The sequence below is a fragment of the Pseudoalteromonas sp. A25 genome (assembly GCF_009176705.1).
GTDB lineage: Bacteria > Pseudomonadota > Gammaproteobacteria > Enterobacterales > Alteromonadaceae > Pseudoalteromonas.
Map to the genome: position 1 here is coordinate 2,310,023 of NZ_AP021846.1, position 19,179 is coordinate 2,329,201.

Annotated in this window: 14 protein-coding genes; all 14 read right to left on the bottom strand. The window is 44.9% G+C overall.

All coding sequences use genetic code 11. From position 1 onward, the window contains the following. Positions 1 to 9: 9 nt before the first annotated feature. Positions 10 to 495 carry a hypothetical protein gene (locus GDK41_RS09795; RefSeq protein WP_152086242.1) on the bottom strand — a complete coding sequence of 162 codons (486 nt, stop codon included), beginning with the start codon at positions 493 to 495 and terminating at the stop codon, positions 10 to 12. A 178-nt stretch (positions 496 to 673) separates the two neighbouring features. After that, a complete protein-coding gene (locus tag GDK41_RS09800; RefSeq protein ID WP_152086243.1) occupies positions 674 to 1,450 on the bottom strand; it encodes a DUF4376 domain-containing protein in 777 nt (258 codons plus the stop codon). 9 nt (positions 1,451 to 1,459) lie between these two features. Continuing rightward, a complete protein-coding gene (locus tag GDK41_RS09805) occupies positions 1,460 to 4,675 on the bottom strand; it encodes a hypothetical protein (RefSeq protein ID WP_152086244.1) in 3,216 nt (1,071 codons plus the stop codon). Between the two features lie 303 nt (positions 4,676 to 4,978). Beyond that, complete coding sequence (locus GDK41_RS09810) at positions 4,979 to 8,218, bottom strand: hypothetical protein (protein WP_152086245.1); 3,240 nt, start codon at positions 8,216 to 8,218, stop codon at positions 4,979 to 4,981. Between the two features lie 9 nt (positions 8,219 to 8,227). Beyond that, positions 8,228 to 8,788 carry a phage tail-collar fiber domain-containing protein gene (locus GDK41_RS09815; protein WP_152086246.1) on the bottom strand — a complete coding sequence of 187 codons (561 nt, stop codon included), beginning with the start codon at positions 8,786 to 8,788 and terminating at the stop codon, positions 8,228 to 8,230. An 86-nt stretch (positions 8,789 to 8,874) separates the two neighbouring features. Beyond that, entirely contained in the window at positions 8,875 to 9,813 is a 939-nt protein-coding gene (locus GDK41_RS09820) for a phage tail protein (protein WP_152086247.1), read from the bottom strand. 2 nt (positions 9,814 to 9,815) lie between these two features. Next, positions 9,816 to 10,721, bottom strand: a complete 906-nt coding sequence (locus GDK41_RS09825; protein WP_152086248.1) for a baseplate assembly protein — start codon at positions 10,719 to 10,721, stop codon at positions 9,816 to 9,818. 226 nt (positions 10,722 to 10,947) lie between these two features. After that, positions 10,948 to 11,493 carry a hypothetical protein gene (locus GDK41_RS09830; protein WP_152086249.1) on the bottom strand — a complete coding sequence of 182 codons (546 nt, stop codon included), beginning with the start codon at positions 11,491 to 11,493 and terminating at the stop codon, positions 10,948 to 10,950. Then, entirely contained in the window at positions 11,486 to 11,821 is a 336-nt protein-coding gene (locus tag GDK41_RS09835) for a hypothetical protein (RefSeq protein ID WP_152086250.1), read from the bottom strand. Before GDK41_RS09835 ends, GDK41_RS09830 begins: the two co-directional genes overlap by 8 nt. Then, positions 11,821 to 16,065, bottom strand: a complete 4,245-nt coding sequence (locus GDK41_RS09840; RefSeq protein ID WP_152086251.1) for a phage tail protein — start codon at positions 16,063 to 16,065, stop codon at positions 11,821 to 11,823. The genes GDK41_RS09835 and GDK41_RS09840 overlap by 1 nt, the downstream gene beginning before the upstream one ends. Positions 16,066 to 16,081: 16 nt before the next feature. Then, positions 16,082 to 16,618: a phage tail protein I gene (locus GDK41_RS09845; RefSeq protein ID WP_152086252.1), complete on the bottom strand. Its 537-nt coding sequence runs from the start codon at positions 16,616 to 16,618 to the stop codon at positions 16,082 to 16,084. Further along, on the bottom strand, positions 16,615 to 17,520 hold the full coding sequence (locus tag GDK41_RS09850) for a baseplate assembly protein (protein ID WP_152086253.1): 906 nt from the start codon (positions 17,518 to 17,520) through the stop codon (positions 16,615 to 16,617). The genes GDK41_RS09845 and GDK41_RS09850 overlap by 4 nt, the downstream gene beginning before the upstream one ends. A 16-nt stretch (positions 17,521 to 17,536) precedes the next feature. Beyond that, a complete protein-coding gene (locus GDK41_RS09855) occupies positions 17,537 to 18,241 on the bottom strand; it encodes a hypothetical protein (RefSeq protein ID WP_152086254.1) in 705 nt (234 codons plus the stop codon). Positions 18,242 to 18,483: 242 nt separating this feature from the next. Continuing rightward, positions 18,484 to 19,176 (bottom strand): DUF4376 domain-containing protein, encoded by a 693-nt coding sequence (locus GDK41_RS09860; RefSeq protein ID WP_152086255.1) that lies wholly within the window; start codon positions 19,174 to 19,176, stop codon positions 18,484 to 18,486. Positions 19,177 to 19,179 lie beyond the last annotated feature (3 nt).

Consider the following 19,179-nt stretch of genomic DNA (forward strand, 5'->3'; position numbering starts at 1 on the left):
AATGCTCCCTTAGAAGCTTATTACAAATTCAAAAGATTCACGTACTCCTTGGTCGCGATAAATCGCGGGTCGATGCTCAAGTAGCATCAAAGTGCCTGCTTGCGACACTTCACTAGGGAGTAAATAAGGTTTGCCATTTGGCACATTGGTATTAGGTTTTGTGCCTACCATTAACCCCAGCTCCCGAACGGTTTTAGATAAGCCATCGCTAAAGTCGTAGTTAAATTGGCAATATAGATGCGGGGTTGGATAGTCGACAATTTTATAGCGCCCATTGGGTACTTGTATTTCGCCGTTTGTTTGATCAACTTCGCAATACAGCACGCGGGTTGCCTTGCGATAGCCTAAAATTGAGGTCAGTTGTGTACTAGCACTTTGCTCTGGGGGGAGTTGGTTATCCCACTCGATTGCACCTTGCCCCCACGCCAGATAAATATCTTCTTGCTTAACGGACTGAGCCAGTGCTATGCGCCCTGCACGAGTCAATATGGCCACTGTGTACTCCTTAAAATAATAATAGTTGGCGGATAACGCACACAAAAAAGCCCGCTTCTATGCTGTGCGATTCGTAAACAGGTCATGAGATCCCAAAACAAGTTCAAGATGATCAAAACAAACTTAATGAACGAACCACGTGGCGCAGAAGCAGGCTTAAATCTGCATAAACGATGAATTATTGGCTAACCCACAACTCGGTTTGCTGCACTGAAGCCAACTTACAAGCATTGAACAATTGTGTTTTGCTCACTTGCGCAACCTCGTTGTTTGCCAGCACCCAAGGGGTGTTGTCACCATCTTCCATGACCAACAAAGCGCGCGCCATACGTTGCTGGCTCAGCTCATCCGCGTCAAACTCCATGTCGTCAACTTTTACTGTAAGCTGGGCAAGCTCTTGTTTGCGTGCTTGCTTAAAGCGTTCACGCTTAACTTGTGCGATTTGCGCTTGACTGTGTGCTTGCGTTGCAGGGTAGATATAAGCCACCAAGGCCTCGTCGTCATATTCTGTGCGCGCAGGCTTTTGCTCAGTTGTAAGTGCTAAATCAACCTCAACGTATTCTTTGCGATAACATGCGCGTCGCAGCGACATGTCGATTTGCGGTTGCTCTGGCAGCTCGGGCACTGCGACTTGCTCGTCACTGTCAGCTGCAAGGTTGGCGTTGTGCGCCAGTGCCGCTTGGCGCTGCGCTTCAACTTCGACTACTTCAAGCTCCCATGCTTGATAAGCGGCGACATGGGCTTGTTGCTCTTGCGCAATGGCAAGTTTTAAGGCTTCGTCAACCTGCGCTTGCCCATGGCGTAGAGCAATTTTAGTTAGCACATCGTCATAACTAATACTTGGCAACTCAAGCATTTGCTCTGCACTCTCTGTGCTTGCTTGTTCATTAATCGCTTGAGTATCAGGCACAGTTGAGTCGACCGCTTGCGCAGTCTCGTTAGTAGTTTGTTCCATGGTTAGTCCTTAGTGGCTGGCAATACCCAGCGGAAGTTGAGTGTGATGGCAAAATACTTTCACGGTATTGCCGTTTAGATCTGTTTTGGTATTTTCACCGTTAATGATGGGGATAATTTGGTCATCGCCCCAGTTTAAGTCGTCAGTAAAGAACTTATACGAGTAGTCTGTATTGTTTTGATATCTCAAACCGATATTGTCAATTGACCAGTCCACGTCATTAAACGGCACCGCAGTCGCCGTGCTGAACATTCTTTTTACCAATCGACCTTTGAGTGGTCCATCTGTAATTCGATAAACTCCAAAACCCGTTTTAGGCTCTGTTGAGCTTTCTGATATATCAATAATTGGCTTTTGCTCATATCTCAACTCGCTCCCGTGAAACTGCATATACAGCAGGCCATTTCTTTCAACAATCGTTGGTAATGCTTTTGCACCACCTGATTGATTAAGTGGCTCACGCAACGTAATTGGGCTATGAGATACCTTGTTGCTGTTCCATAAGAAACCACCAGCATGGTTGGGGGCATTAAGCACAGCTAAATCGCGTTGTTGATTACCATCTTGGTTATCTTTGCCAATCACACCGCTTAAGCTACTAATAAATCGGTTTCCCTGCGAAACAAACCTATCGGCTGACGCCCATACACTGCTTACACTCGATTTTATTGCTGTATTAGCCGCAGCAATTGTAAAGTTTGATGGTGATTCATAACTTAACAAGGCAACGATATCAGGGTGCCAACTTCCCGAACTGGTATTTTTTATGTTATCAAAACCAACATCCGAGTTTGTCCAAGTTTCACCTAAATCTCGAGTATAAGTCGCGTTTAGCTTACTATCTGTTATTTTTTTATTAAGTGGATATCCATATGAATTATTAGGTAATTTTGGCAACCACTGGCCTATAACACCATTCGGAAAGGTTGCGGCAATCCGCTCTGGGTGGCCAACAATGTCAGTCCAAGGGAGTGAGTCAAACTCAGCGCTTTGCTCTGAACGATAATAAGAGATCATGATTTTATCGCCTACTTCGATAGCACTTTCATCATCCATATAGACATTAAACACATGGGGTGAAGATGCACTTTGATAAATGCTCACCGCTTTATTTTTTGTTAAGTTCCAACCCGATAGCTTTTCATAAACGCTGCTTGGTCGCGCCCAACCGTTGCTATCAATTTGTACATAACCCAGCGCCGAGCCACCCACCTGATAGACTTCGCTATCAAAGCGCGTCACCATGAGTTTGCCTTTACCGCGCAATGTGCCTGCTACGGCTTTATTTAAGGCATCTTCGCGCAGTTGATTAACATCCAACTTGTTGGCATTTAAGCGTAAATCTTCCACTTGGCCTGCGTAAATAGCATCGTGGAATTTATATTGGTCAGAGCGGCCAGTATAACTTTCTCCTAGGGTTAGGTTGGCCCAACCTGACTCTTGACCCATGTTACCGCCGCCTTGGTTGGCATTTTTATCAAAGCAATCCTGTGTATTGTTAATATCAGTAAGCTCACCGTGAGTCTCATACCAATGATAATAATACCCACCTGATATTCTGCGCTTGCCAGTTCCCATCGGGTTATAAGTTGGGTGATAAGCACCTTGGTTTAAGCGTTGAACTATCGCAACAGGCATAGCCAAAGGTTTAGTCTGTCCATAGCTTAGTGAGCCGATTGTTGTACCTTCCCCTTCAGCAACCCCATTATCTTGTTTAGTGAAAATGGTTTGCGTATGACCTTTCATTACAAACACTTTAGACGTAATGCTCTGTGATGAGCCTTGTGCAAACGTGATACGTCGCCTATCCGCAATTGCCCACTCTGTTGTTATCTCATGAACCGAGGGGCGCAATTCATTCCATTGATCACCGTACCCCTCAATCACCCGCACCCGATATCTCACCTGAATATATGCTTTGGCTTCTGGGTCGTAGTAAATATTATGCTCGGGATTTTTTAAAAACTTAATTCTGTTCGCATCAGAGAGTGTTGACCATTTAACGCCATAGCCTTTGGTGTCAGTGTCCCACAGGCCGAATGCTGAGTAGCTTTGTGCAACTAGGCTGCTGACTAAACTTATGCCTTCATAGTTATTTTGACCATATTGCACATTTCCCAGGGGGTACACTACATCTTTGTCAGCGATTTTTTCATGCCAAGACTCTAAAAATACGAAGTCTTTACGAGAGGTGATCACCTGCTCTGAACTTGACAGCGTTTGCCAACTATGAATGGTAATTTTCTGACCAACTTGCGGCTCTGGCACTCTAAAATACACACCGCCATTTTCAAATGTATGATTTAAAGTGACAGATTGCTTTTTGTTAGCGCTAGCCTGCAAGAACTTTAATAATGGCGCTGCGCCATCAATTCCCATTGCATCACGAAATTCAATATTTGTATCAATGCTACTACTAAAAACAACTTGCAGAGCATGAGCGCCTGAATTGTTCTTATTAACATAGAAAAGCCCTCCAGCATCCGTTTGCTGAAAAGTTAATTCTCCAAGTTCTTTATTGTAGTCACCTGTCGCTAATCCATTTGGTGTTTTATGCCTACATTCATTAAAAGCCTCAGCCGCACTGGTATGCTGAGTTACCTTGCCAGTGACTGAGTCATAGGTTTTAGTGCCATCGGGAGCTGGTGGAAAATAAACATTATTATCTAAATCGTTGGCTGCCTTAATGAACCCTAAACTATGCTGCACGCCGTCCACCAAAACCGTTGGTGTAAGCGTTTTAGAATTCCCTACAGGCGTATTAGTTGCAGGCCCGAGTACCAATCTGCCTTGATTCAACTCACCAAACGCATGCATTCCTTCATTGATTGCATATTTAGCTGAAGTGTAACTTTTCCCCCACTGAACAAACCCTGAGCCCGCATATTGCTGCTTACGTATTTGGCGCAGCGCATCAAACTGAGCTTTGGTCATCGCCTCTGGGTGTGGGTTGATTTTTTGCGTTTCATTAATCAGGCTTGGCAAGGTATCGACTTGATAGCTCTGCCCTTGAAAGTCTTTTAAGGTGACTTTACCGGTTTTGGTTTGCCAGTCGTTAATGGCTTGGTGATTACTTTTAATCAGCTCATGTGTTTGGTTAATATCGACCTTTACTTGGTCGATTTCATTAATACTCTCAACAACATCATTGGCCAGTTTTAAACTGGCACTGGTTTGCTCAGCGGCAGCTTGCTGCAACTGAGCCAGTTTTGCTTCTATTGTCATTTTCCTTTCCTTTACATAGCCTTAGCTTTGCTAAAGACTATGTATCCAACGAATCAATATGAATACCAAAACTTGGCTTCCAACAGACCAAGCTTGGCAAATGGGCTAAGCACGAGCGTGCTTAACATAAGCAGGTAAGCAAGTTGCTAATCACTTTGCCTACCATACCCATACTGTAACGAGATTAAGGGCAAAATATCGGTCAACTTTGCCCTATAAGCAGATAGATCACTCCATAAGCTGCTCACTCGTTATGAGATCCATTGTTTTAGAAAGAAATTGTTTTTTACTTACAAAGTCACCTTAGTAACTCGCAATCCCCAGAGGCAGCTGGGTGTGATGACAAAACACTTTCACCGTGTTGCCGTTGAGGTCGGTTTTAACATCTTCACCATTGACGATAGGAATCGTTTGGTCGTCACCCCAAGAGCTTATGCCCCAAGGAGCATCAACAAAGAAAATATTATTGGCAATGGTTCTATACGAATAACCATTTTCTGTATGTGCCCAATTCAATGAACTAAACGGCTCATTACCAGGCTTTACACAACGTAAAAACTTACCAGCCAATGCCCCGCCCACTTCAGGGTGCACCCAATAAAATCGACCATCAACAAAGTCATCATTCACATTAGCAGAGTTGATAACGATAAACTCTGTATTATCCCACTTCAGCTCCGCGCCGTGAAATTGTAAATACAGTAGACCGCCTTTTTCAACAATTGTTGGAAGCGCTTTTGCACCACAAGACTGATTAATCGGCTCACGCAATGTAATTGGGCTATGAGATACCTTGTTGCTGTTCCATAAGAAACCACCAGCATGTTTGGGGGCATTAAGCACAGCTAAATCGCGTTGTTGATTACCGTCTTGGCTATCTTTACCAATCAAACCACTTAGGCTACTGATAAGCCGGTTGCCTTGCGTAACAAACCTATCGGCAGATGCAAACACACTGCCCACACTCGACTTTACAACCATATTATTGGCAGGCAACGTGAAATCTGCCAACGCTTCGTAGCTCAGCAATTGCACTCGCGTCTCTTCTGCTGAAGAGGTGTAGGCATTTTTTATGGCATCAATGCTTAAAGTACCCGCACTCCAGTTTTCACCATAATCTGTCGTAAGTGCCCAGGTTAAAGCACGATTCGCTTTTTTGTTCAACTCATACGCTTTGCTAGTACCATCTGGCAACTGAGGGATCCATTGACCTAGCACACCATCAGGGAAAGTGGCTGCAATGCGCTCTGGGTGGCCGATAATATCTACCCATGGAAGTGAGTCGAATTCACTCGTCATTTGCTCGCCGTTTATTAGATAAATATCATCCCCAACCTGCCAGTCTAGTAAAGTACTTGGCCCGATATCCTGAAAACGGTTTCCTGATAGTGAAACCGGCACATCTGAGGTATAAATATTGCCACTGGGTTCAACATATGTTGGATAAAGTATACTGCCTCGAGTACTGTTATATAAGTAACTAAATGGCCTATTTTGCGGTTCAATTTCATAACCATTTTGTGTATCGACAGTTCCAAACAAGTTTACGTAGTACTTACCTGCATATGCACTGGCTATTGCTAGTTTTTTTGCTTTTACAGTGGTGAATATTGTTTTTCCTTTCCCGCGCAATGTGCCAGCCACCGCTTTGCGCATTGCATCTTCACGTAGCTGATTTACATCGAGTTTATTGGCGTTTAAACGCAAGTCTTCAACTTGACCTGCGTAGATGGCGTCGTAAAAACGGTATTGGTCGCGACGGCCGTTTTGTGAGTCAGGGTCGCCAAGCTTTCCGCCATATGGCTTAACTTGCGTAAACGCATCAAGCTGGCAAAATAGCTTTTTAGAATTTGAGCCATACCAAAGGTTTTGCCCTGCTTCATTTTCAGTAAGTACACATTTAGTGCCAAGAGGGTTATAAGTTGGATGATAAGCCCCTTGATTTAAACGTTGCACAAGGGCAATTGGTATTGCAAAACATTTGCTATCATGACCCAACAATTTTCTTGACCCAAACCCTTCAAAATCTCCTTTGGTTTTTATTGTCCGCTGGACGTTGTTAAGTGGGTTAAAGTACCCATACCCCAAGCTTTCGCTGTAATAATCAACAGCTGTAATATTTTTTCCTCTGGCATTAAAATAGGGGGTATTACTGCTAATACTCGGGCGCCACGAAGTGGCTACATGTCCAGGATATGTATAGTCAAATTCATCCCCCAAACCTTCAACCACCCTCACCCGATACCGCACTTGAATATACGCTTTGGCCTCAGGGTCGTAGTAGATATTATGCTCGGGATTTTTTAAAAACTTAATTCTGTTCGCATCAGAGAGCGTTGACCATTTAACGCCATAGCCTTTGGTGTCTTGGTCCCACTCGCCGAATGCAGAATACCCTTGTGCAACTAAGTTATTCGCAAGGGCTATGCCCTCGTGAGAGCTTGCACCATATTGCACATTGCCTAGCGGGTACACCACATCTTTATCAGCAATTTTTTCATGCCAAGACTCTAAAAACACTAAGTCTTTGCGAGAGGTGATCACTTGCTCTGAACTTGGCAGTGTTTGCCAGCTATAAATGGTAATTTTCTGACCAACTTGCGGCTCTGGCACACGAAAATAAACGCCAGATTTTGTAAAAGTATGCGTAAAAACCACCTTTTGTTTTGTATTTGCACTGATTGACAACTGTTTTATTAACGGATCTGTGCCACTTGTTCCTCCTGCATCTCGGAGCTCAATGGTTGTATCGATACTGCTGGTAAAAACAATGGAGACCTTATGAGCACCGGCACTTGTTTTATTGATTAAGTAAATACCACCAGGCCCAGTGTCATTACAGTTAAATTCTCCAAGTTCTTTGTTATAAACGCCCGAGTAAACACCATTTGGTGTTTTATGCTTACATTCATTGAACGCTTCGACCGTACTCGTATGTTGCGTGACTTTACCCGTTGCTGAATCGTAGGTTTTGGTTCCATCGGGTGCAGAAGGGAATTTACAGCTTACAATACCGTATGGATAATCGACCGACTGAAGCTCATGGGATACGCCATCAACCACCACTTTTGGAAATGGGCTAGATGACTTATCTTGACCAACCCAGCCACTTGCTTTGCCTGAACGTCCCAAATTCAGTTTATTTTGATATGTCCACATACCATTATTGACTGCATTATTAGTCGAATCACCGTAACCCCACTGAACAAACCCTGAGCCCGCATATTGTTGCTTGCGCATTTGGCGCAGGGCGTCAAATTGGGCTTTGGTCATCACCTCAGGATGAGGGTTAATTTTTTGCGTTTCGTTTATAAGCGTTGCAAGGGTATCAACTTGGTACTCTGTGTCGTTTAAGTCTTTAAAAGTGACCTTACCAGCTTTGGTTTGCCAGTCGCGGGCAGCTTGATGATTTTGCTTAGCAAGTTGGTGTACTTTGTCTATCTCTTGCCAGCTGTCTTCAATAGCGGTTTTTAGGTTTGAGACCTCATTGGTTTGCTCGGTGACAATGGCATTAATTTTGGTTAGTTTTGAATCTATACTCATTGTGGTTCCTTACCATCCGGCGTTTCTTAACCGTTTGTTCAGTAGAAAGTTTTGGTGAATTTGTTTGGTCAAGTTTTTACTTTGTAAGACGTGTGCGTAGGTCATGGTGAGCAGCTCATCGGTTAAAAACACATTGGCATTATTCACCCCAACTGTACAAGTAATGTTGTCATTGGGCAGTGCAGATACGCTGAGGTTAAATACCTCAAGCCACGCGGCATCGGCTGATTTATAGTTCAACTGCTTATTGGGTACACTGTACACAGCCACCAACGTGTCGTTAGACCAAATACCTATTTCTTTAACTGGGTATTCTTGTGGGCCATCAAATAAGGCGCTAAAGCGCAGCTGTTTGCCAAACTCATCGTCGTCGATGATTTCAGCGCCACCAATAGGCACTATTTGTAGTTGGTTACGAAGTGTGGTTTGTGTATTGCTGGGAGCATAGGCTTGATCTCCCACCGACACATGGGTGATCGCCATACTAATGCCCTGCTGCGAGGCACTAAGCAGTTTGCTCAGGCCTTGCTCAGTCCACACAATAGGCGTAAATGTGCTTGGGTCGCTCATGTTGGTTTCCAATTGATATTACAACGTGAAGTTAAAAACAAAATATGAAGGCGCAAACGCGCCAAGGTAGATGGCAGCTTGTTGCGCTATTGGTTTGGTGGCGTTGCGGTTAGGTTTAATACGCCGTAGTTCATTCGCCCGGTGCTTGCACCCGAGAAGCTTAAAGGTGCCACATTGGTGATACGTTTGTAGTTAATTTGTACACTACAAAGTTGCTGCGATTGCCAATTAGCGTTTTGCCAACGGTCATGCCATGGCCCTAACCACACCCGTTGTGCAAGGGTGCGTTGTTGGCTAAATAAACGGCTACGCACAATAGTGTTAGGCAGATGTGACGGCTGTTCTGTGCTTAAGCAATAGCGCCCAGACTCGTAAACATCTAAATGCTCACTGGTTTGACTGCGCCTGCGCTGGTGAGCAAAGCTAATTTGCTCAACGCTTGCATCAACAAAGTGCTTTTGTGTGCGGCCAAAACTGGCCTTAACTAAACCTTTGCCTTGATGCTTAAACATCACACCAGAGTAATCACTGAGCACATGACCAAACCCACAGCCTTGGCTTGATAGCGTTTGCTTGCGAATGTCATAGCCATGATATACGCGAGTCAGTTCGCTGCTCACCGGTGCCGATAGCTGTGCCAGATTAACCACCTTGGTTAAGCGCTCGTCACCGGGCACAGTGCCTGCATCAATTTGATAGGTATAATAATGCTGTCCCGGTGGGGTGTTTTCTATCTGTGCATCGTTTAGCTCAAGCCAACCAAGTGCCGTGGTTAAACTTTTTGGCGTGCCTCGAATACGTTGCCATGCCAGCCCGTCTTTAAGAGTTTTGCGCACATCTTGGCTGTAGGGCAAAATGCTTTCTAACCCATACTCCCACACTAGCCACATAAGTTGCGCATCGTGCGGATTGGCTTTCATATTGGTTAGGTTAGCAATTGCACCATCAAACAGGGTTGTTTGATCTTGGCTTTGCAAGCCTTTGAGCTGCAGCGGGCTATGATTAGGGGGTAAAAGTTGTTGCATTGTTACCTCACGCAAAGTGTGAGTTTAATATTGCCCGGAACGGCACATTGCTCTGGACTGATGTTAATTAACCCATTGGGCTTTTTAATTTCAACCTGACTCACCCCGCTTTTATGCAATTGCGCGCTTATCCAACTCGGTGCTAAGTCCCAATCTAGTTTTGCCTCATTGCGCCACGCGTTGCGCAGCAGCGATTCTAGCTCATTAAACACATCACTAGAGGTATTGGGTTGTAAATATATATCCGCTTCAATATCAACTACTTTCATATCGGCGGGTTGCACAGTGACCGAATCGGTGAGCATTTTAACGCCATCGTTCAATACTTTGTCTTTAACACGTTCCAGCGTGGTTTTACTTGGTGGTGCATCTGCTGGTTGAGGTTCGCGCTCAATGCCTAAGGTATGGCTATCCAAAGCGTCTTTTGCCAGCACGGTTACAATCACACTACCGCGGATCACTTCTCCGTCTCGTATATTGGTTACCGATACATCGGCAATCTCGTTAGGCGCGGCGTTAATGGCATGATTGCGATAGTGCTCGGCACTGCCTGCGGTGCTTGATGCAATGGTATTGTTACGAATACGTTGACGATAATCGTCATCTTGCTCATCGGCCACTCGCTCAACGCCATAAAAGGCACCAAGGTGCTCTAAATCAGCGCCTTTGGCAAAGGCCAATAAATTTGACTGCGCCGCTTGGTTAATACGCTGGCGCAGTAATAGTTCTTGATAGCTTTCTACCTGAAGCCACACGCTAAGGGGATCACTCTCAAGTTCAAGCGCTTGCGCATACTGCGGCGCAAGCTCCACAAAACGCGCCTTGCGCGCTTCATAAATGGCTTCAAATGAGAGTGATTCGATAATGTTGGGTTCAGGGAGTTTGCTTAAATCGATATAACTGGTCATCGATTTGACTCCTTGAGTTGTGGCATTAGTAAATGCCCGAGTTAACACTGAAAATGAGCGTTATGCCGATCGTTTAGGAGATCTTGACCTTCGTTAGGGTGACGAAAGACGAATGTTTAGCTAATACCGTTTTTTAGTAGCCACATAGTTGAGCCTATTTCATCATTCTGAACTAGTACCAAAAACCACTTAAACGAGCAGCGTTAAACGATTAGAAGCGGTTTGCTTAACTAATGTTTTGATTTGGCACGTAGGCGTCAAATTCCATTGGTTCAAAGCTCAGCCTAAACGGTGCGTCAATGCGCTCAAGGCCCGCGTTTAACCGCTCTGCGGTAATAAAGTAATTACCACTTTGCTCAAAGTTGCCAATCATACTCAGCGCACCATTTTCAACCTTGGCCACAAAGCGAATATCATCCACCGGCTGCGTGGCGTTGATCACCCGCTCCACCATGATCATGATTTGCGTATCTTCAAGGCCCTCAGCGTTTGCGGTCAGCGTGAAAGATTCCAGCTTAGGCACCCACCAGATCTTGCCAACAAGGTGGGCGTGGGGGCTGGTGATATTGACATTCTGCAAGCTAATAACTGGGTATGATGGTACTGGCTCTTCGTCAATAATCGGCTGGCTAAATGTTTGACTTTGTTCATTGTACACGTCACCAAGTTGGGCGTTATCACTAAGAATATAATGTTCAACATCCAGTTCTTCATCAAATTGATACAAGCCAATTACAACATTATTTTCATCTAAATGGGCGTAGTTATACATATTCGATTACCTCCCAAGAAACTGCAACATAACGGTGTTCTATCGGTCTGGCCGAACTACCGTTATACATTTCTACTAGATTTCTGACAAAAACAGTCTTGCTATCTTTCAAAACACAATAAATGCTTCCCGCCCACCCACCTGTACTCCCGCTGGGACTATTATCCGTACATTGATAGAAAGCGGATGTAGCCATGTTTACAACTGTCTTATCTGGGTTTACTTCTGGAATCGTAATATCTTTTCCTGAACCTTCCCATCCATGATACGTGCCTCTTATTACCCTTTTCACCCCGCCACCAGCAAGACTACTTACTTGTGTACTCATTATTGCATCTCCCAATGTTTGTCTGAATTTAGAATAAATGTAAGCGTGCAATGTATATCAAATTGCACACTGGTATCCGTTAATAAGGTGGTGCCACGCATCATGGCGATGTGCTCGCTGTTACTACCTTCAACCTCAATGGTTGGTGTGGCGGCCAAGGCTTTGGATACCACCACAGTGGTGCCTTCGCCTAAGCCTGTCACGGCGGGTAGCTTAAACGTGTTACTCGCGGTTAAGTGGTTTTTGCTGTTGGCTGCGAGTGCACCTTCGGTTTTTACAATGCGGCGTTCGCTATATTGGCTGATATTGCCGGTGTGTAGCACAGAGTTACCATCTACAAACAAGCCTGTGCCGTTGTTTGAGCTTAACGAGCGTTTGTTTCTCTGTGTTGTGTGGGTGTGAACAACCATATAGTCATTCGTGCTGTAATTCCCAATACTTACCGCGTCTTGTGTGTGTGATTGAATGATGCAAAGAAGCGATAGAGGGTTTCCGCTTAGCGTTTTAGCTTGAACGATATATTTTTCATGCTCATTGCTGCGAATACACAATTGAATAGGCGTATATCCGCCGCACATGGCATCCACAAAAATTCCTTTGTGGTGATCAACTAATAAATCGGCTTTTACATTAACAACCGTGCTATCCGTGGTGCCTTTTAATTGTAATGTAATGCTGGATGCTAGGTTTGAACCATTGATTTGAGCTATTGTGGTAAATTCATTCTTACTGACTGTCGGCGTGACTCCCCAGTGTTGCTCTACAGCGCCTATATCTGTGGCGGTTGGCTTATGTCCTTGGTGGTAAACTTTTTTGTTGTAATCTGGGCCAGCATAAAGCTCACCTTTTACGTTTACTCGCTTGTCAAAATAAAATTGGCTACGGTCTGTTTGGAAATGACAAAAATCAGCGTTCATCGGGCCAATATCAACATACCCACTATATGTTGATACTCGCAACGCATTGAGCGTGCCTTTACTCAATTTAGTGTTGCCACTACCTAAATGTATATCACCCCTAAAGTTCACCCACGTATTTCCATAATGCATCTGCATTGCCCAGTTATCAGGAATATTATCTGCTCCAACAGCTCCCATGCCAATATATGAATAGCCATTCCCAATATAGCTGAGGTGCAGTGACGCTGTGTCTTCTCTACCACTTTCACCCAATGAGATACCTGCAGCCTGTTCAACCTCATTTCTGGCACCGTGTTGATTGCTATGCAGCGTTAACCATGGATTATTTTTGGTGATGTTAATATCGGCACCAAAATCAAAGCTTGCGCCATTGGTGTATTTGAGTGCAGCAATGCTATTACTAGTATCCCAAATGCCTGTATAGCCGTTGACAGTATTTGGCGTCCAAATATAGCAATCAGGGCCTGACATTTTTAAGTCGCCGTTGATGGCGACATCACCCGTAAACTGCCAATTACCTTTACCCTCGACACTATTCCAATCGCTACCATTGTCACCATAGTTAATTACCAACTTCTCAGGCAAACCTACCAGCGCTCGTTTTGAGTTAATTAATAAGTCTCTATCACCATTCGTATCAATATTCGAAGTTTCAAACTTAGCCAGCTTATCGCTTTTAGGGTGATATTTAGTCGCAAGCGGTGTATTGCCCTCTTTAAATGACGCGGCTTTTACTTCTGCTCTAAACTCCCAATCATTATTGGAATAAATGTTTCTTGCAGTCCATTGGGTATCGCCATTATTACGTCTAAACAAGGTAAAGTAATCAGCGCCACTGCCGCTGGTTACTGGGTTATTATCACCATTGTATTCAATACCGCCACCGTGTTTAGGGCTTTGACCCACATAAACAATGCCTGTCGTCTGACTGTCACTTTCCGCACACACATTTAACACCGCAGCACCATTATCATTAGCACGAATATTCACGGTGGTATTATCGCCGTTATCGAAGGTAGCGCCGGATGCTTTTACATCTCCCTTAATTCTTAACCCTGATGCTTTGAGCGACATCCAATCGGTCGTTCGGTGTATCCACTTAAAGAACTCATTGCCGTTGTCGGAGGTTTTAAAGTACAGATAGCTATTGGTGTCGTTATCAGAGATATTTTGAAAACCAATGGCCGCACCATCGGTGTTTTCATGCCAGATTAACTCCTGATTAGTCAGGTTTATGCTTTCGCCTTTTGCAACCGCCCCTATCTCACTCGGCGTGGGTTTATGTCCTTCGTGGTAAACACGGTCTCCATAGTTTTCACCAGCATAAATTTCTCCATCAACCCTCACATCTTTATTGAACCAGTGATGTGGCATGTTAGTTTCATAGTGGCAATGAAGAGGATTTTGCGCACCGAGCTTTAAGTAACCTCGTGAATTTGAGAACTCTAACGCTTTGTCACCATAAGCTCCTGATACCGCCTTTAGATTTACATCTTTAATTTTAATTTGATCGGTGAAGGTCCACTTTCCTCTGCCTTCAACATTATCCCAGTCGGCTGTTGTCGTGCCATAGTTAATCACAAGCTTATCGTTTAAACCGACAAGTGCACGCTTATGGTGAATTTTTAAATCTTGCCCAGCCAATTTAAAATTGGAATTTTCAAACTCAGCGAGCTTATCGCTTTTAGCGTGGTACTTGTTAGCAAGCGGTGTATTGCCCTCTTTGAACGACGCGGCTTTTACTTCTGCTCTAAACTCCCAATCATTATTGGAATAAATGTTTCTTGCAGTCCATTGGGTATCGCCATTATTACGTCTAAACAAGGTAAAGTAATCAGCGCCACTGCCGCTGGTTACTGGGTTATTATCACCATTGTATTCAATACCGCCACCGTGTTTAGGGCTTTGACCCACATAAACAATGCCTGTTGTTTGCGAGTCTGTCGCAGCACATACATTGAGTATTGCTGCGTGGTTATTGGTTGACCGAATGTTGACCGTGGTCGTTGCATCACCATTATCAAACGTCGCATTCTTTGCCTTAACATTGTCGAACGTTGCTTGTTTAGCTTGTAGGTTGCTACTAACCGTCAAGCCTGTCGGTTTAAGTGACATCCACTCAACTTCAGTGTTTGAGCCATGTACTTGATGTATCCATTTGAAATACTCATTGTGGTTATCTGCCGTTTTAAAATACAAATAGCTGTCTGGATCAGTATCTGCAATGTTTTTAAAACCGATTGACGCGCCATCACTATTTTGACTCCAAAGAATTCGTTGGTCGGTTAAATCAATACTCTCACCCTTTGCTACGGCACCTATTTCGCTGGGAGTGGGCTTATGGCCTTCGTGATAAATCTCGTGGTTGTTCCACTTAAGTGGGTTATCCAGTTGAATATCGTCAAAGCTTAGGGTATCGGCAACTTCTTGAATAAGCGCCGTGTTATTTTGCGTTTCAAAGTAATCTAGGCCAAAGGGGTCAAAGGTGCCCACGCCATCAAAGGTGACATTGCCATGCTCGGCATGGTCGTAAAAAAAGTGCACACCAGCGTACTTAATACCGTTATATTCAAAGGTACAAAGCTTAATAGCGTCGCTCGTGCCTTTAGTCAGAAGATGACCTCGGGCATTGGTTTGGTTGTAAATTTTTGCCAAAGTGACTTCTGCGCTAATTTCCTTGTGTACACCATTTTGACGATGAAATACCAAACGGCCAGACGAGTACGAATTAGCACTAATATCTGTATTAGTTAGCTCACACAGCGCTATCACACTTTTACGATGGTGAATTTGTTGCACTTGCCCTGTTAAGTCCACGCCGATGTTTTTTGCGTGGGTGCGCTTTTCAAGGGGCATGATGGCGGTGGTTGCAATTTGTTCGCTCACCCACTCTTTGGTTGAATAGATCATCGACGGGTCGATTTTTTCACTGACCACTTGCGCATCTATCACATCAATCACCGCTTTAATGCCTAGCTCTGCAGCGGCGTTATCGGCGGCGGCAGGTTTGTAGGTTTCTGGGTATTTGATGATGGCAAAGGCTTTGCCGTCGTCGGTGTAAAATGCCGCTTCGCGCACGTAAAAACCGCCTTCGCTGGCGGGTACTACACCCACCACTTCCACCAGCGATTGCTCGCTCAATTGCTTAAGTGAGTTAACATGGCTGCGATACGCTGGTTGGCGTAAATCGCTGTCGGTTGCTGAAATATGCCCGTCGCCCACGGCAAAGTCGGTAAGTTTAATGGTTTGATTGTTTGCAATGGCAGCCAGTACTTTTTCACGGCCCGCTGCGGTGAGCTTGGTCCAATATTGAGAATTTGACATAGTGATACTTTTAAAATTAAGAAATTGGAAAAATCGTGGTCATGGATGAGCCGCAAAACACGCCCGTGGTGGCAACCCCTAAGTTGCCTTGCAAGTGCATTTGCATGGTGTAGTCGACCGATTTGCGTTTTACGCTGTCTATGCGCCTGCGAGTTTCTTGAATGAGCGGCAGATCAATCCCTTGGTTTGATACATACACGTCAACATGAAACGTGCCCGCGTCGCGCATGGGTGAATGCTCAAACCATTCGCTAATTTCTGCGCCCAGATTAAACGGCTGCAAAGCTTTGGTAATGGCGTAGCGCGTACCAAGGTGGCGGTGTTGATCTAAACTATTGGCCACTACTTGGCGTTTTAGCTCAACGGGCCATTGTTCGTCCCATTCTTCAACGCCTTGGCTCCACGCCAACCAAGGTAAAAATGCCTCGGGGCACGTACTTGGCTCCCACAAGATGGGCAACACATCAACCCCTTGATTGATGGGCGCAAGCAATTGTGCAGTTTGTTGCTGAAGCTGGGCTTGCAATGGGCTACCTTGATGAAGCGCACTCATATCAGCACCTCGAAGGTCAGCGCATCAAGGCCGTTTTTGCACCAAGCTACTTCGTCGTCGGCCACCACAATGTTTTGTGCTGGCGAGGTGAGTTCTACTTCTTCTACCCCCGCTTGGTGCAGCACGGCAAACAACGCTGAGCGCTTGATAGGCTTGCCCAAACTGCTACGCTCGGCAATAAACTCGGCGGTTTTTTCTAGCACTTGCTGTTTTACCTGCGCGTGGCCGGGGCCAAGCTCTAACTTAACATGGGCTTGTAAGTTAAATTCTTTGACCTTGGCGGCCACAATTTGTACGCGGTCGCCAATGGGGCGAATTTTTTGCGCCTCTAAAATATCCGATACCGAGTCTTGATCACCCTTTTTTAAGCCAAAGGTGTATTCAAGCTTGTTCATAAGCTCGGTGGATGGCTGACCATTTTGCGTCTCGTTACTTAAAATGGTGATCACAATATGGCACGGCGATGGGCTTGCCACATGCACGTCTTTTACCCGCTCATCGGTGCTGAGCGTATGGTAACGGTAGCTTTTTTCGGTGCCTGCCGTATTTAGGCTGTTAAACGCCAGTTGCACGCGCTCGCGCAGGCGGGTGTCGCTTTCATTTTGCTGGCGTGCAACCGCGTATTTGCTGGCTATTTGGTCTAAATCTGCCCCTGTTGCGCTGCTGAGCATGGTTGATTTAGCCGCATCGTTCACCCGTGCACGCAGTAACATGGCTTGATACGCATAGGTGTTGAGCAGTTGTGTAAGTGGCTCAGATTCAAGCCCCAAGGTTTGCTCAAGCGCTGGATTTTGCGCTAATAAATTGTTTTTTAACTCTTGAAGCAGTTGCTCGTAGTCTAACTGTTCTAACACATTCGGCGGCGGCAACTTTGATAAATCAATTAGTTGAGATTTTGACATGGCTTGTTAAGTCCTTTTATTCACCGTGGTAAAAATAAATGGCAACGTTGTTAGGCTGTAAAACTTGCCCATTTTGAATGGTGTTGTTGGCAAGGTTTAAGTTCATTGCCTTGGTGGTATCTAACCAATTTTCGCCTTGTAAATACGCACAAAAATCAGGCCCGTCGGGCTGAGCTTGTCGAGTGAGTTTAAAGGCGGTATCGCTGCCATCAGGTACATGATTAAGGTTGTATCGGCCCATCACCCCTTTGGGAAAGGTTTGCGCAAACTGGTTGGGCGTGGCTATCACATCCATCTGCGGCATGGCGGTAAACTCTTCCCCCTCACCGATGGTGGCAATCATAATATGTGCGGTTACTTGGCTGTGCTCGCTGATGGAATTACCCAAACTAAACCAGTTTTCATCACCTGTGTTGGGGTTTACCAAGGCTAAATCTTCGCCATTTATTACCTTGCATTGGTCCACTTGCAGCCATTCACCTAAGCGATGACCACCCGCAAAACTGCCCAAATTGGTATTACCAAATGAGGTAAATTTAATCAAAACAGGTTGAATAAGACCTTGCACACCCGCATTGGCAAAATACTGCTCACGGCCATATACTGACAAGCTTTGAGTAAGTGGATTGTTGGCAGGCTCGGCTGCAATGCTATCAATAAAAATAGTACTGGTAGATGCTCGGCACACATCAGCATGCACCAAGGTAAATGGGTTGCTCATTGTAAATCCTTTTGGGTATTGGCAAAAAAACACACAAAGATCGACATAAAAAATGGGCATAGAGTTAAACCCTATGCCCACCTCGTTACGGGAAAGACCACTGTTTCAATTTAGCGAAATAGTAGCAATTAATAGGAAAAGAAAACGGTCAAGTTTGACCGATTTAAAAAGAAGTGAAGCAGTCATTTTGTGACTGCCTGATTGGAGTATTATAGAAGCTTTTTAATAGAGGCCAGCTGCTTTTAAGCAACCCATAACTGTGATTGCTTTTGCAATGCAAGCTGACAAGCTTGGGTTAATTGTGCTTTGCTCACTTCAACCACCTCATTGTTAGCCATCACCCATTGCTGCTTATCTGTATCAGACATTATTAAGATAGCTCGAACCATACGCTGTTGGCTTAGCTCGTCACCATCAAACTCAAGGCCATCTACGCTCACCGTGATTGCTGCCACATTTGCAGTACGTTGTGCTTTAAAACGTTCTCGTTTAACTGAAGCGATATATTCAACGCTTTGGGCGATGGTTTTGGGGTGATGATAGGCAATCAGTGCCTCATCGTCATAAACAATATGCGCATCTTGTGCTTCGGTTGTGAGTTCTAAATCAACCTCTACGTTTTTGACTTCATAACATGCGCGGCGTTTTGCCATATCAATCACAGGCTCTGGCGGTAACTCTGGCACATCAATCTGATCGTCAGGGTTTGCAGCGTTGTGCGCTTGGGCCTGTTCAATCTGCGCTTGAATATCAGCCAATGATGCTTGCCACTGTTCGTGTGCTTGCGCGTGTTCTACCTCTTCTTGCTCAATCGCCAGCTTAAGTGCTACTTTGATTTGCTCGCTTGGATGTCGAAGCATTTGTTTAGTGGCAACGTCAGCGTAAGTAACTGTAGGTGTTTGTAGTTCAATTGAGTCGATTGTTTGTTCAGTCATGAT

Excerpts from the sequence above, each read along its gene's own strand:
- GDK41_RS09860 (WP_152086255.1), bottom strand. The coding sequence starts at position 19,176 with ATGACTGAACAAACAATCGACTCAATTGAACTACAAACACCTACAGTT.
- GDK41_RS09835 (WP_152086250.1), bottom strand. The coding sequence starts at position 11,821 with ATGAGTACACAAGTAAGTAGTCTTGCTGGTGGCGGGGTGAAAAGGGTA.
- GDK41_RS09830 (WP_152086249.1), bottom strand. The coding sequence starts at position 11,493 with ATGTATAACTACGCCCATTTAGATGAAAATAATGTTGTAATTGGCTTG.
- GDK41_RS09840 (WP_152086251.1), bottom strand. The coding sequence starts at position 16,065 with ATGTCAAATTCTCAATATTGGACCAAGCTCACCGCAGCGGGCCGTGAA.
- GDK41_RS09845 (WP_152086252.1), bottom strand. The coding sequence starts at position 16,618 with ATGAGTGCGCTTCATCAAGGTAGCCCATTGCAAGCCCAGCTTCAGCAA.
- GDK41_RS09825 (WP_152086248.1), bottom strand. The coding sequence starts at position 10,721 with ATGACCAGTTATATCGATTTAAGCAAACTCCCTGAACCCAACATTATC.
- GDK41_RS09800 (WP_152086243.1), bottom strand. The coding sequence starts at position 1,450 with ATGGAACAAACTACTAACGAGACTGCGCAAGCGGTCGACTCAACTGTG.
- GDK41_RS09855 (WP_152086254.1), bottom strand. The coding sequence starts at position 18,241 with ATGAGCAACCCATTTACCTTGGTGCATGCTGATGTGTGCCGAGCATCT.
- GDK41_RS09850 (WP_152086253.1), bottom strand. The coding sequence starts at position 17,520 with ATGTCAAAATCTCAACTAATTGATTTATCAAAGTTGCCGCCGCCGAAT.
- GDK41_RS09815 (WP_152086246.1), bottom strand. The coding sequence starts at position 8,788 with ATGAGCGACCCAAGCACATTTACGCCTATTGTGTGGACTGAGCAAGGC.
- GDK41_RS09810 (WP_152086245.1), bottom strand. The coding sequence starts at position 8,218 with ATGAGTATAGATTCAAAACTAACCAAAATTAATGCCATTGTCACCGAG.
- GDK41_RS09820 (WP_152086247.1), bottom strand. The coding sequence starts at position 9,813 with ATGCAACAACTTTTACCCCCTAATCATAGCCCGCTGCAGCTCAAAGGC.
- GDK41_RS09805 (WP_152086244.1), bottom strand. The coding sequence starts at position 4,675 with ATGACAATAGAAGCAAAACTGGCTCAGTTGCAGCAAGCTGCCGCTGAG.